The 13,662-nt window shown below is 48.7% G+C and carries 11 protein-coding genes; 9 read left to right on the plus strand and 2 right to left on the minus strand.

Annotated features, from left to right (window positions below):
- The first annotated feature begins 163 nt into the window (after positions 1-163).
- The 4 genes from ACFVRY_RS14730 (at position 164) to ACFVRY_RS14745 (ending at position 5,245) form a co-directional block, all read left to right on the plus strand.
- The gene (locus tag ACFVRY_RS14730; protein ID WP_066363520.1) at positions 164-1,222 is read left to right on the plus strand and encodes a FecCD family ABC transporter permease; all 1,059 of its coding nucleotides are present in this window, start codon (positions 164-166) and stop codon (positions 1,220-1,222) included.
- Between the two features lie 2 nt (positions 1,223-1,224).
- The gene (locus tag ACFVRY_RS14735; RefSeq protein WP_387500982.1) at positions 1,225-2,253 is read left to right on the plus strand and encodes a FecCD family ABC transporter permease; all 1,029 of its coding nucleotides are present in this window, start codon (positions 1,225-1,227) and stop codon (positions 2,251-2,253) included.
- 111 nt (positions 2,254-2,364) lie between these two features.
- Positions 2,365-4,080, plus strand: coding sequence for an ABC transporter ATP-binding protein (locus ACFVRY_RS14740; protein WP_066363518.1), 1,716 nt, complete (start codon positions 2,365-2,367; stop codon positions 4,078-4,080).
- A gap of 124 nt (positions 4,081-4,204) precedes the next feature.
- Complete coding sequence (locus tag ACFVRY_RS14745; protein WP_387500933.1) at positions 4,205-5,245, plus strand: NAD(P)/FAD-dependent oxidoreductase; 1,041 nt, start codon at positions 4,205-4,207, stop codon at positions 5,243-5,245.
- A gap of 771 nt (positions 5,246-6,016) precedes the next feature.
- Here the strand turns inward: ACFVRY_RS14745 and ACFVRY_RS14750 are convergent.
- Both ACFVRY_RS14750 and ACFVRY_RS14755 read right to left on the minus strand, forming a co-directional pair.
- Positions 6,017-6,985: an ABC transporter substrate-binding protein gene (locus ACFVRY_RS14750; protein ID WP_387500934.1), complete on the minus strand. Its 969-nt coding sequence runs from the start codon at positions 6,983-6,985 to the stop codon at positions 6,017-6,019.
- Positions 6,986-7,136: 151 nt separating this feature from the next.
- Positions 7,137-8,738 carry a helix-turn-helix domain-containing protein gene (locus ACFVRY_RS14755; protein WP_387500935.1) on the minus strand — a complete coding sequence of 534 codons (1,602 nt, stop codon included), beginning with the start codon at positions 8,736-8,738 and terminating at the stop codon, positions 7,137-7,139.
- A 174-nt stretch (positions 8,739-8,912) separates the two neighbouring features.
- On the opposite strand from ACFVRY_RS14755, the gene ACFVRY_RS14760 reads away from it, so the two are divergent.
- The 5 genes from ACFVRY_RS14760 (at position 8,913) to ACFVRY_RS14780 (ending at position 13,662) form a co-directional block, all read left to right on the plus strand.
- Entirely contained in the window at positions 8,913-9,272 is a 360-nt protein-coding gene (locus ACFVRY_RS14760; RefSeq protein WP_387500936.1) for a (2Fe-2S) ferredoxin domain-containing protein, read from the plus strand.
- A gap of 416 nt (positions 9,273-9,688) precedes the next feature.
- Complete coding sequence (locus ACFVRY_RS14765) at positions 9,689-10,825, plus strand: glycoside hydrolase family 88 protein (protein WP_387500937.1); 1,137 nt, start codon at positions 9,689-9,691, stop codon at positions 10,823-10,825.
- Positions 10,826-11,042: 217 nt separating this feature from the next.
- A complete protein-coding gene (locus tag ACFVRY_RS14770; RefSeq protein WP_387500938.1) occupies positions 11,043-11,852 on the plus strand; it encodes a GNAT family N-acetyltransferase in 810 nt (269 codons plus the stop codon).
- 48 nt (positions 11,853-11,900) lie between these two features.
- On the plus strand, positions 11,901-12,416 hold the full coding sequence (locus ACFVRY_RS14775) for a DNA topology modulation protein (RefSeq protein ID WP_387500939.1): 516 nt from the start codon (positions 11,901-11,903) through the stop codon (positions 12,414-12,416).
- 88 nt (positions 12,417-12,504) lie between these two features.
- Positions 12,505-13,662 carry an AI-2E family transporter gene (locus ACFVRY_RS14780; protein ID WP_387500940.1) on the plus strand — a complete coding sequence of 386 codons (1,158 nt, stop codon included), beginning with the start codon at positions 12,505-12,507 and terminating at the stop codon, positions 13,660-13,662.

Below are 13,662 nucleotides of genomic sequence, written 5' to 3' on the forward strand. Positions count from 1 at the left end.
AACGAAATCGACTTGATTTCAGAAAAGGGGATGGAGAAATGTACGTTCATGCAGAAAAGATAAATAATAAGATCACAATTATCCATTGCCAAAAGGAAGAGATTTCATTTACAATACAAAGATGATAATGAGAATCAATTTCATACGAAAACGGGTGACATGCATGAGTTTACAGGCAACAGGTAGAATAGAGGCCAATAACGAGGCGGAAAAGCAAAAAATCCGTTCACGTCCATGGGCAGCAACGCTGATATTGATTGGCGGATTGATTGCGCTGGCGCTGGGGATCGCGATATCGGTCTCATTTGGTGCGGCAGACATCAAGCTTTCCGTGGTATGGCAAGCTATCTTCCATTTTAATCCGAACCTGACGGATCATCAGATTATTCAGGATTTACGTCTGCCACGGGTGCTTGGTGGTGCCATGGTTGGTGCGAGCTTTGCAGTGGCAGGGGCTGTTATGCAGGGGATGACCCGAAATCCGCTCGCGGATTCAGGGTTGATGGGGATAAATGCTGGAGCTGGTTTTGCGTTGGCGCTATGTTTTGCCTTTTTCCCAGGTCTTTCGTTTATGTATTTGATTATGTATGCCTTTATCGGAGCCGGAATGGGCGCCGCTGCCGTATATGGTGTCGGATCACTGGGTAAAGGCGGATTAACACCTTCACGTCTCGTTCTTGCCGGTGCCGCATTCAGCTTGCTGCTGCAGGCACTCAGCGAAGGTATAGCTTTATATTTTCGTATTGGACAAGACTTGGCCTTCTGGTATGCAGGCGGTGTAGCGGGAACAAAGTGGCTGCAACTTAAGATCATGTTCCCTTGGGTTGGCGCGGCCATTCTTGGGGCGATCATTTTGTCCCGCTCGATTACGATGCTCAGTTTAGGTGAGGATATCGCCAGAGGTCTTGGACAGCGCACGGGTCTTGTTAAATTGGCTGGTGTCATCATTGTACTGATTTTGGCCGGCTCCTCGGTTGCTGTGGTCGGTACGGTGGGTTTCATCGGGCTGATTATTCCGCATTTAACCCGGTATTTGGTTGGCGTGGATTACCGCTGGATTATTCCATGTTCGGCAATTCTAGGCAGTTTGCTAACGGTCTTTGCCGATCTTACCGCACGAATGATCAATCCGCCGCATGAGACGCCGATTGGCGCGATCATTGCTCTGATTGGTGTGCCGTTCTTCCTCTATCTGGCGCGTAAAGAAAGGAGGGAGCTGTAATGATGGAGAAATCCGTATTCTCATCTTTTGATCAAATCAGACATAGACGTGGACTATTAGTCATGACTATTTTGTCTATTCTCATTGTGGTTGTTTTCATAATCAGTGTTAACACTGGATACATACGATTGAGTCCTATGGAACTGCTACGGACGATGTTCGGACAAGGCACAGACAAGCAAAGCTTGATCCTCTTTGATTTCCGGCTGCCACGTATTGTCATCTCCCTGTTGATTGGGGCTTCACTGGCTGTATGTGGCGCAGTTATGCAGGGGATTTCACGGAATGCACTGGCGGACTCCGGTATTCTCGGTATAAACGCCGGAGCAGGACTGATGGTCATGCTGCTGATTTCCTTTTATCCGACTACCGCAGCTGCCCCGGTATTTCTGCTGCCTGTTGTGGCTTTTGTCGGCGCAAGTTTAACGGCCGCCTTGATTTACGCCCTTGCCTACAAACGCCATCAGGGCTTGTCTCCTACGCGTTTGCTGTTGACAGGGGTTGCAGTTGCCGCAGGGATGAGTGCAGCGATGATTGTACTTACGCTTCGTCTTAACCCGGACAAATATCAATTTGTCGCAACTTGGCTTGCCGGCAGTATCTGGGGAACAAGCTGGAAGTTTGTGCTTTCCCTGCTGCCTTGGGTACTTATCTTGCTTCCTTACGTATTCTACAAGTCACGGGTTATGAACGTCCTTAATTTGGGGGAACAGACAGCAACTGGCCTCGGGGCGCCTGTCAATAAGGAACAGTTTCGTCTTTTGGCTGCTGCAGTTGGCCTTGCTGGAGCCAGTGTGGCTGTGAGCGGTGGGATCGGTTTTGTCGGTCTAGTGGCTCCCCATTTGGCAAGACGTCTAGTGGGTCCGAAGCACCAGTATATGCTGCCAACTTCGGCCCTGATCGGGGCGCTGCTCGTCATTACGGCCGATACGATTGGTCGCTGGATTCTGCAGCCATCGGAAATTCCAACAGGTATCGTGGTTGCCGTTATTGGCGCTCCATATTTCCTGTATTTGCTGGGACGCAAGTAATCCTAGCGGGGTTAAAGCCTCACTATGTTGTAATCATTCTGTCCGGATGAAGCAGACAGGGGGCTTGCAGCTCCCTCTTCTTCGGACTATCGGTAAGGAGTGTAACCGGAAATGCTGCGTCGTTTTTTTGCCTACTATAGGCCTTATAAGGGGCTGTTTATTCTAGATTTCTCTTGTGCCATCGCCGCAGCTCTGCTGGAGCTTGTATTCCCGCTTGCGGTCAACCGGGTGGTGGATGATCTCCTGCCAAGCGGCAACTGGAGAGTGATCCTATACTCCTGTCTAGGCTTGTTAGGCATCTATGTAATTAGTTCATTCATGCACTTTGTAGTCACTTACTGGGGACATAAGCTGGGTATTAATATCGAATCGGATATGCGAAAAAAACTGTTCGATAGGGTACAGAAGCTGTCCTTTAACTTTTTTGACAACACCAAAACCGGGCATCTGGTCTCCCGGATGACTAATGATCTTATGGATATCGGGGAGATTGCCCACCATGGGCCTGAGGATTTCTTCATTGCCATCATGACGCTGATCGGGGTGTTCGCCATTATGCTGAATATTAACTGGCAGCTCGCGGTGCTGACCTTTGTAATTGTGCCGCTGATGATTTATCTGTCCATGTACTTCAGCCGTAAAATGTCAGCAGCTTTTAAAACGATGTTCTCTGATATTGCTGATTACAACGCAAGAGTTGAGAATAATGTGAGCGGGATTCGTGTAGTGCAGGCTTTTGCCAATGAAAAGCATGAGATTTCCCGTTTTGCCGAAAACAATGAACGTTTCCGCATTACAAAACTACTGACATACCGAATTATGGCCTGGAACTCTTCTTTCAGCTTTATCCTTATGAAGTTTGTTTCGTTGTTTGTACTCCTGTGTGGCACTTGGTTTGTCATTCAGGACAAGATGACCTATGGCGAGTTTATCGCCTTTGTGATGCTGTCCAATGTATTCTTTGGTCCGTTGCAACAGATCAACTCTGTGATTGAGACTTATCCTAAGGGTATCGCCGGGTTCAAGCGTTATTTGGAACTGCTGGAGACGGAGCCGGACATCGATGATGCCAAAGATGCCAAGTCTGTCCAGAAGCTTACCGGAAATATTGAGTTCAAGGGAGTTACCTTCGGATATGACAACAAGGAGAAGATCCTCCGGAATGTCGACCTGTCAATCAATGCGGGGGACACGGTAGCTCTTGTAGGTCCATCAGGAGCCGGTAAGACAACGCTGTGCAGCTTGCTGCCTCGTTTCTATGATGTGAATGAAGGCAGTATTGCCATTGACGGTATGGATATCCGTTCGATGACGCTGGAATCGCTCCGTTCCCATATTGGAATCGTGCAGCAGGATGTCTTCCTGTTCGATGGAACCATCCGGGAGAATATTGCCTACGGTAAGCTGGGCTCATCAGATGATGAGATATGGGAAGCTGCCCGGCGTGCCCAATTGGTGGAACTGATCCGATCACAACCCGCTGGTCTGGATACGATGATCGGTGAACGCGGCGTGAAGCTTTCCGGTGGTCAGAAACAGCGTCTCTCTATTGCCCGCATGTTCTTGAAGAATCCGAGTATTTTGATCCTGGATGAAGCAACGTCTGCGCTCGATACTGAGACAGAGCAGGCCATTCAAGAGGCTCTCGCTGAATTGTCGCAAGGTCGGACGACACTCGTGATCGCCCATCGTCTGGCAACCATCAAACATGCAGACCGCATACTAGTTGTAGCGGAAGGCGGGATTGCCGAGCAGGGCAAGCATGAGGAATTGCTGAGAAATCCAGGGATTTATAGTCGTCTGCACGAGGCGCAGTTTGGGGCGTAAAGCCATGGCAGTACCGAAAGTTCAAACATTCACCGTAATGACGATCGAGCTTTAGTAGTGACGATTGAGCTTTTAAGTGAAGATCCTAAGTTTGTCTTATATAAATACATTTGCGGAGGTTAGCATGAGCGACCAACTGGAATTATATGATGTTACGATTATTGGCGGTGGACCCGCTGGGATGTATACAGCGTTTTACAGCGGTATGAGAGATCTGAAGACCAAGTTGATCGAAGCCAAGGAAGAACTCGGCGGAAGAATGCTGATTTATCCGGAGAAAATGATCTGGGATGTTGGCGGCGTCACTCCGACGCTATGTCATCAGTTGGTTAAACAGCTGAAGGAGCAGGCCATGACCTTTGAGCCAACCATTGTACTGGGACAACAGATTACGGGTCAGGAGCTGCAGGAAGACGGCACTTATATTCTGACTTCAGCCAGCGGTGAAAAGCATTGGACACGGACAGTCATCCTGGCGATCGGATATGGTATCCTGCAAATGGCGAAGCTGGAGATCGAAGGTGCGAACCGTTATGAAGTGACGAATCTTCATTACACGGTTCAGGAGCTGGAGCCATTCCGTGGCAAGCATGTGCTGATTTCCGGTGGCGGGGATTCGGCTGTGGATTGGGCCAACGAGTTGGAGCCGATTGCAGCCAGCGTGACAGTGGTGCACCGCCGCGAACGGTTCGGGGGCCATGAGAAGAATATTGCTCGGATGAAATCTTCTTCCGTTGAGGTTCGTGTTCCTTATGCTTTGACACAGCTGCATAGCAGTAATGGCGAGACGATTGATCAGGTGACGATCAGCCATGTGGAGACCGGAGAGACTGAGGTTTTTGCGGTAGATGCGATTATTGTCAATCATGGTCTAAAACACGACTTCGGTCCGCTGCGTGAGTGGGGGCTGGATATGGGCGAGTGGTGTGCCAATGTCTCCGATAAGCTGGAGACGAACCTGCCCGGTGTCTTTGCGGCAGGAGATTTTGTGGACTACACCAGCAAGGTCCGCCTGATCGCCGGTACCTTCACCGATGCGGTCCTGGCACTGAACAGTGCCAAGTTGTACATCGATCCGACTGCGGATAAAGTGGCTTATGTCTCCTCCCACAACGACCGGTTCAAGGAAAAGAACAAAGCCCTTGGCGTCGTAGACGATCATTAGGAGCGTTCGGATTGTCTGGATCGTGCAAATCTTGCAAATCGTCTAAATCCGGCTTATAAGTATAGCCTTTTCAAACAAAAGCGTACAGGGAAGTATCCAGATGGATATTTTCCTTGTACGCTTACTTTTTTATTACACGAATTCACGTGATTGGAGATGCTTGCAGCTTGCCTCCATGCTGCATTTAATGAAAGAATTATATTAACCGAACAAAAGAAGTTAGCAAAAATCGAAGATGAGCGAACGGGGAAGTTTGTAACTGTAGGCGCAAAGGTCTCGTCTGAAAGCTTTCCATAGGAACTGTCGCAAACTCCGGTTGAACAATGTCAGCATAATAGGGCGCAAGGCGTTCCTGCCTGAAAGCTTCCCATAGGAAATCTATCACTAGGACATAGACTGTCGACAGATTTCAACCAACTAGAAGGGGTATATTCCCCTTCATCAGTCGTCTTAACAGTTCAAAAAGAGGGATCACCTCCCCAACTAACAGCATTTTTGTACCTTATTTCTCTTTAATATAGGTAAAAGAGGGAAATAAGGGCATTATTGTATCTTATTTTTCGAAAAAGCACGCTGGACGGGGTATTCTGGAAGATTTAAGGTACAAAATTGCACTTAATCTCCGATAACCCATAGCTGCAGAGGATTTAAGGTACGAAAATGCCATTAATTATTCTTCGATACTTCTTATAAAAGTGAGATTTCTGTGCATATTCAAAAGCCAAGCAGCGATCCGGTGTAACCGGTAATCGTTGCTTGGCTTTCGTTCTACTATTTACCTTTTGTAAGCCAGTCCGCCAGTTCCTCTGTCTGGGAGAGAACGGCAAGAGGATCGTAGTACCAGGAACGTTCCTCTTTCCACGCATAGAGACGATTATTCTTGACAGCAGGCAGGCTGCCCCAGAGGGGATCACTTTTGAAACTCTCGACTGTGCGTGAATTGGAGGTTAGGATGATGTAATCTCCAGCGTATTTGCTGATGACCTCTGCGGATAATTCAGCCCACTGCTTCTCCATAATTTCGTCAGCGACTTCTGCCGGAGGTTTGCGGCCCAGTGCCTGATAGATGGGTTGGCCGCCTCGCCCAAAATTGTCGCCATAGACATAGGTGTTTTTATCGGCATCCTCCATAATACTGAAGGTAGCCTCTGCAGGAATGACCTTGTCCACCTTGGCTTTGGCGGCGGCAATCCGCTCGTCGTATTCAGCGAGCCAGTCTGCCGCTTCCTTTTCTTTACCTAGCAGTTGGCCAAAATAGGTAAGCTCTTCGTGGGCGTTCTTTAGTTCCCCGTAAGGCACGACGATCGTAGGAGCTATTTTGCTTAACGCCTGATAGCTGTCGTTGTTTCCTGTTATGATCAGATCCGGATCTAGCGCGAAGATCTTCTCTGCGTTCATTTTCCCGTAGGTACCAGTGTCCGTGACATCTTTCAATGCTTCTTCAAAATACATATTCTGCAGAGTCAGGCCGGGAGCACCGACAGGGATGGTACCTAAGGGAATCAGGCTTCCAATATATTCTTCTGCGACAATCCGCTTAGGCAGGACAGGGATTTCAATGTCACCGTTCATCGTTTTTACGGTTTTGGTGGCCGGGGGTTCCGGTGTGCTGCTCTCGGCGGCAGTCGGCGACTCTGAAGTCCCTGGCGTATTGGAAGTATTGCTACCAGTGCCTTCGACAGCTGGTGCAGCATTGCCGCAAGCCGATAAAATAAGGGTTAGTGTTAGCAGTAGAGACATAGGAAACCATAGCCTTCGGTTTCTGCGGCTCTTGTGTAGGTCGAGCAAGATGTATATCCTCCTTATGAATAACGATTATCATTCTCAATATAACTGTACAGAGTTCACCCGCTAATTGCCATGACCTGAAATGATCTTCGCCTATGTATATTTATGATGTTAATGCCCGGAGCAAGACATGAAGCTGTGCCTGTGAGGAGAGGGGATCGAATCCGTAGAACATATCTGGCTGGCCTAGGATATGGACCCGATTATTGCGGACGGCTTCCAGTTGCCGCCACTGCTCGGAATGAAAGAGACGGTCAATCCGCTGGAGTCCCTGGGGATCGTCTGGCAGGCCGGTAACAATGATATGGTCAGCAGGATAGTCTGGAATGTCTTCAATAGCTGCCTTGATAAAACCTCGGTTGGCAATATCTTGATCTATGACCTCTTGTGGTAACTTAAAGCCCAGATCGTTGTAAAGCACCTGACAGCCTCGTCCGTAACTACTGCTGAAGCAGTAAGCGCAACCGTGGCCGATCTCCCAGACGATCGCCGTACCTCTTACTCCCATGTTCCCGTCAAGCTGTAAGTTGGCCTCATGGCAGAGCACATCATAGCGGTGGAGCCATTCTTCAGCTTGTAGCCTTCGGCCAGCAACCTCGGCAATAAGAGTAAACTGCTCGCGCCAGCTCATTTGCATGAAGGGCAACTCAATGACCGGAGCTAGGCTAAGCAGCTGTTTGTTCTCCCCGTATAATGCATAGCTGATAATTACATCTGGGCGGGCGGAGGCTACAGAATTGTAGACCGCAGAAGCACGCCGTGCCTCCAGCGACAGCTTCCGGGCTGTAGGTACGGTGTCCAGACTTTCCAACCAAGCGGAGTAGGCTCCCAATTGCGGTGTGATCTCCAGTGCCCTCAGGCTGGCGGTATGGTTGTAGTTCAGTGTAACGATCCGCTTATTTTTACTGTGGTAGGCAGTGGGAGAGAGCCCCACGATTTGTTTGAACTTTCGGCTGAGGTATGTACCTTCGCCATAACCGACCTCAAGTGCCAGATGACTCAGATTTGGCGTTCCGGTCAGGAGTCGCTCTTGAACTCTACGTATCCGAAGAAGTGAAAGATAAGCGCCGAAGGTCTGCCCAGTTGTTTTACGGAAGGAGCGTGAGAAGTGCTCCGGGCTTACTCCCGCTAATCCGGCCATCTGTGAGCGCGTCAGATCCTCGGAATAATGGTCATCTATGTATTGCAGAACAAGGGGGAGCCAATGGCTAGGATTCTCCACAACGTTGGTCACTACGGGAGTGCTGTTTACCTTCATGATGATATCGGTGAACAGGGCTTGTACTGCAAACGGCTTGTCCACTCGGGGCTTGGTCCAGGCGCTGTGCAGCTCTCCTCCCAGTCCTGTTATTTGAGAAGGGCATTTCCGCAGTTGCGGGATAAGGTCATTGTCCAGTGGGGACTTCATTAGTCCGTCCGGCATGACGCCTGTGTACTCAATCCAAACCCCGTGCAGGCCGGACTGGGGAGGAAGCTTGAAGCTCGTAGAGCCAGGGAAGGAGAGGACACAGCCGGGGGCAAGATGTAGAGGTTCATTATTGATCTCAATATAACCTTCCCCGCCCTGCACCATAATCAGGATGGCATAGGAGGATTGTGTTGTTGAATTTTCGTCAGCGCTAAGATGACTGAGGACAGTCACCCGGATAGGCATATAAAAGCAATGGTCGTGTTGCTTGGGACTGTTGGAGCAGCGGGTAGTCATGATGAAAGCTCACTTTCTTTTATTGATAATAATTCTCAATTATATTATAACGAAAGAAAACAGGGAATCATAGTCCTTCGTCTTGACGCAAAGTATCCGGTTTAGTAGAGTGTAGAATATTCGATTTCCCCTCGGGCGGGAATTACTATATATAAAGGGAGAAGGAACGCTGAAGTGACGACTTGGAATCTGCAAGGAACCCACTGCCATTTGCTAATCTGCAACGGAAGCAGCTGCAAGAAAAATGGAGGGAAAGAGGTAGCAGAAGCTATTGAGAAAGAGATTGAGAAGCAGGATGCTGGCAGCTTTTTTCATACAACTGCGACCGCTTGCAACGGAAGATGCTCTGACGCTTGTGTGGTCATTGCCTATCCTGAAGGTGTATGGTACAGAGGCATTACTCCCAAATTAGGAAAAGTGTTGGTCCGCAAAGCCTTAAAGGGAAAACGACTAAAGAAGAACGTGGTCTACAAATTCGACAAGGAGCTTAGGGCCAGTTCCGAACGGGGGATGCGCGGTAAAAAGAAGAGGTAGCTCTATAGCGACCATAATTGTGAATAAGCTAGAGCTAACATGAATTAGAGTCAAAATACCGTCAAGAACTGACGGTATTTTTTTATTTTACTGGTCTCAGGAGGCAAGCACCTAAGTGATGCTGAAAGGAAACTATGGAATAGATTTGAAGGCAGTGAGGGGTGTGGGATCTACTGGAGTTTGCGATGTTCATGTTGCTGTTTCTGCTGGCGTCGGGATTTGGGGAACCTTGGCTATATATTTCACTGTAGTGACGATCGAACATTATGTTTGGATCTTAAGTTCGTCATATATAGTTGGCAGGATATAGTTGGGTCGATATTGAATGCTTATATAAGTGCCTCCTTCCTAAAATAAGGGATTTCTTGATCGGGATGCACAATCAATTTCTAAACTACAGAATGGCGGTGCTAGTGATGACAACAAAGACAAAGCTGGACTGGGTAGAGGAAGCATGGAGTAAAGCGCTGGAGAAGACGCAGCATAACAGCTTGCGTATTGGAGCAGAATTTCCGCATGCCAGTCAGGGCGGTAAATACATATTGGAAGAGCCAGGTTGGTGGACAGCCGGATTCTGGCCGGGGCAATTATGGCTGCTGTATAATGTAAGCGGAGATGAATCGCTAAGGGCTATTGCCGAACAGTGCGAGCAGCGGCTGGATGAGGTCCTGAACGAATATGTGCGACTGGACCATGATCTTGGCTTCATGTGGACGCTGACGAGCGTAGCTTCTTACAAACTGCTGGCCAACGAACACTCTAAGGTCCGGGCGCTTAAAGCGGCGAATTTCCTCTCTGCCCGCTTCAATCTGAAGGGTAACTTTATCCGAGCTTGGAATCCCTGGTCAAACGGAGACGACAACAGTGGGATTGCTATTATCGACTGTGCGATGAATATGCCGTTGCTCTTCTGGGCTGCGGAGGTCACTGGCGATCCACGTTATCGTCATATCGCTGAAGCGCATATGGACACGGTTGTGAAGCATTTTGTTCGTCCTGACGGATCGGTGTATCATATCGTTCGTTTTGACTCGGAGACCGGTGAATTCGTTGAAGGTATCGGCGGGCAAGGGTATGATGCCAGTTCGGCCTGGTCACGTGGGACTGCCTGGGCGATCTATGGTCTGACGTTGGCATATCACCATACAGGTAAGATCGAGTATCTACACACCGCGCAAAAAGTGGCCCATTTCTTCCTGGCCCGCTTGCCGGAGGATTATGTGCCACATTGGGATTTCCGTGCGCCAGAGGAGGCGCGCAGCTTCCGGGACTCCTCCGCCGGAGCCTGTGCCGCTAGTGGGCTGTTGCTCTTGGCTGAGAAGATAGGTGGCGCTGAGGGCGCCGTGTACCGTGAGCCAGCGGTCAAGATATTGGAATCACTTTACCGCAATTACGGTACATGGGGCAATGATGAAGAGGAAGGTCTCATCCTGCACGGAACCGGTCATTATCCGGCTGGTCAAAACATTGATATTCCGCTGATTTATGGGGATTTCTTCTATGTGGAAGGCCTGGCGAGGCTGAAAAATAAAGGACCGTTTTACTGGGAATAGACCCCGTAAAGGGGCTCGTCTACTTTTCATCAAAGCGATCTAACCCGGTCCACAGAACGGTTAACTAAATTCCCGGAAGGCGCTTATAATCAGCGCCTGAATTAAAAAAGGCCAACTGCTGGCAATTCCGTCGTGCATCCGAATAACGGGGCGCGGCGTTTTTTTTACAAGGAAGAGGATTATGATAGAAGGAAAAGTATACTCGGGAGGGAACAAGATGTTTGAACATTTTTCAGCTGGTGACGGCGTTCTACTTGGGGAAGCCTTTGTAAAAGATGAGGTAAAATTCAATCTGATTCATATGACCACAGGATTTGAAAGTAATCTGAGGTTGAAGACACCGGAGGATACACTGGTATTCGCTTACTCCCAGGGTTTTCGTCCCTGGCTGTGGATTTCGTCTGAGGTCAGTCACAGTGAGAAGGAAACTTTGATACAAGGATTAGCAGAGCATCTGAAGGAAGAAGAACTTCCGGGCATCATATCGGAGCCAGATATAGCGAGGCGATTTGCGGAAGTTTTTTGTCAAGCGAAGGGCACGTCATTCTACACACATCTGATGCTGGAAGTCTATCATTGTCCTGCTGTACATAAACCTATTAACGTCAAAGGACATGTAGTACAGGCAAGCATTGAAGATGCCCCACTGATCGCCAAGTTCCTGGCTGGTTTCTCGGAGGACGCTTTTGGTAAACCGGTGGATCCTAAAGATATGCTGCCTATGGCCGAGGGAGATGCTGCTTCCGGTCAGATGTACCTGTGGGTGGTAGACGGCATTCCGGTATCCATGGCTAAAATTGCTCACCGTTCACCTCGGCATGCCCGGATCAATGATGTCTATACGCCACGCGATCAACGCAAAAAGGGATATGCCAGCGCCATTGTTGCCGCAATATGCGAGCGAGTGCTGGAGGAGAGACTCATCCCGATGCTGTATGCAGACGGCCATAATCCTGATGCCAACAAAGTGTACCAGAGCATTGGATTTGTAAATGCAGGTAGGATGAATGATCTGAAATTCGACTGATAAGGATGGCCTGCTATGATCTGAAGGATAACGACAAGGAGGTCAGGTATGCAGCGTATTCTGATTGTAGGCTCTGCCGGGGCTGGAAAATCCACATTAAGCCGGAAGCTGGGTGAAATCCTGAACATTCCGGTGGTTCATCTAGATAAGCATTATTGGAAGCCAGGTTGGGTAGCCACGGAGAAGCAGGAATGGGTCCAAATTGTAGTTGAGGAGACGCACAAGGAACGGTGGATTATGGACGGCAACTACTCAGGAACACTGGACCTGCGGATCGAAAGAGCAGATACGGTTATTTTTCTGGATATGCCGCGTTGGCTGTGTCTATACCGTATTTTCAAGCGGCGTATTCAGTATCATGGCAGAACTCGTCCAGATCTGGATGAGGGTTGTCCGGAGCAATTGGACTTGAATTTTGTCCTTTGGGTCTGGAATTTTCCTAAACGTAGCCGGGATAAGATCGTCAGTACCTTGAAGAAGACCAATGAAGAGAAAAACGTGATTGTTCTCAGTAATCGGCGGAAAGTCAGCGGCTTTCTGGAGAGCCTTTCTTCCGAAATTTGACTTGTTACCCGTACGTTGACTATGCTATTTGATAAGTATCATTCAAATGGAATTCAGTCAGAGTGTTCATCGTAAGGGGGAAGGTATTATGGAGAGGCTGCAAGTATGGCCGGAGAGGTTCAAAAGGTTTTTTTTGAATAATAAATTTGTTGTGTTTTTGCTGGTGCTGCTGTTGATCGGGGTTAATATTCTGATCTTTGCGAAGATACCGTTTATTTTCAAGCCGCTAAAGGTCTTGTTCCACACGGTGGCACTGCCGCTGCTACTGTCAGGTGTCGCTTATTATCTGCTCAATCCGCTGGTTGACCTACTGGAAAAGCGCAGCAACATCAAACGCGCCTACGGAATTGTTATTCTATATCTGCTGATCGTGGGGATCATTACGCTTATCCTCTTAACGGTCATCCCGATCCTCCGCAGTCAGCTGCTGGGATTGATAGATAATTTCCCGAGGTACAGCCAACAAATTCAGGATGAGTTCATGAACCTGACCGGCAGTGAGTTCTTTGGGCAGATGCAGCAAAGCATTGGACTTGATTTTACCGATATTACGAGAAAAGCCACGAGCTGGGCGACTTCTTTTCTGAACAATGCCTTGACTGGCGTAGGTAGCTTTGTGGGAGCGCTCACGGAAGTTGTGCTAGCGGTCGTAACCACTCCATTTATCTTGTTCTATCTGTTGCGTGACGGCAAAAAGCTTCCGGATTATATCCTGAAGTTCATACCGTTCCGGCTCCGTCCGCAGACTAAAGAAGTAATGTCCGAGATGAACGGCAAGGTGGCTTCTTACATACGCGGGCAGATTATTGTCAGCTGTTGCATTGGAGCGCTGCTGTACATTGGTTATCTGATCATCGGTTTGGACTACTCCCTTGTGCTTGCCATCGCAGCTGCGTGTACAGCGGTGGTTCCTTATCTTGGACCAGCCATCGCGATTACGCCGGCTCTGATTGTAGCTCTGGTAACTTCGCCGTTCATGCTGCTGAAAATGGTCATCGTCTGGACAGCGGTCCAACTGATTGAAGGTAAATTCATCTCGCCGCAAATTATGGGCAAGTCGCTCAAGATTCATCCAATCACCATTATATTTGTGATCTTGTTTGCAGGGAAAATGTTCGGTATCGTCGGTATTATCCTTGCAGTTCCTGGTTATGCAGTGCTGAAGGTGGTATTCACCCACTTGTTCGAATGGTTCCAGATAGAGTCAGGTTTATACAGAAGCTTGGTAGAGAAAAAAGAAGAGTAG

Source organism: Paenibacillus sp. NPDC057934 (assembly GCF_042887565.1).
In the GTDB taxonomy this organism is placed as follows: domain Bacteria; phylum Bacillota; class Bacilli; order Paenibacillales; family Paenibacillaceae; genus Paenibacillus_AQ.

What these genes read in the sequence shown, in the direction of transcription:
- ACFVRY_RS14775 (WP_387500939.1), top strand. Translation starts at nt 11,901, where the DNA reads ATGCAGCGTATTCTGATTGTAGGCTCTGCCGGGGCTGGAAAATCCACA.
- ACFVRY_RS14735 (WP_387500982.1), top strand. Translation starts at nt 1,225, where the DNA reads ATGGAGAAATCCGTATTCTCATCTTTTGATCAAATCAGACATAGACGT.
- ACFVRY_RS14755 (WP_387500935.1), bottom strand. Translation starts at nt 8,738, where the DNA reads ATGACTACCCGCTGCTCCAACAGTCCCAAGCAACACGACCATTGCTTT.
- ACFVRY_RS14750 (WP_387500934.1), bottom strand. Translation starts at nt 6,985, where the DNA reads ATGTCTCTACTGCTAACACTAACCCTTATTTTATCGGCTTGCGGCAAT.
- ACFVRY_RS14770 (WP_387500938.1), top strand. Translation starts at nt 11,043, where the DNA reads ATGTTTGAACATTTTTCAGCTGGTGACGGCGTTCTACTTGGGGAAGCC.
- ACFVRY_RS14745 (WP_387500933.1), top strand. Translation starts at nt 4,205, where the DNA reads ATGAGCGACCAACTGGAATTATATGATGTTACGATTATTGGCGGTGGA.
- ACFVRY_RS14765 (WP_387500937.1), top strand. Translation starts at nt 9,689, where the DNA reads ATGACAACAAAGACAAAGCTGGACTGGGTAGAGGAAGCATGGAGTAAA.
- ACFVRY_RS14740 (WP_066363518.1), top strand. Translation starts at nt 2,365, where the DNA reads ATGCTGCGTCGTTTTTTTGCCTACTATAGGCCTTATAAGGGGCTGTTT.
- ACFVRY_RS14730 (WP_066363520.1), top strand. Translation starts at nt 164, where the DNA reads ATGAGTTTACAGGCAACAGGTAGAATAGAGGCCAATAACGAGGCGGAA.
- ACFVRY_RS14780 (WP_387500940.1), top strand. Translation starts at nt 12,505, where the DNA reads ATGGAGAGGCTGCAAGTATGGCCGGAGAGGTTCAAAAGGTTTTTTTTG.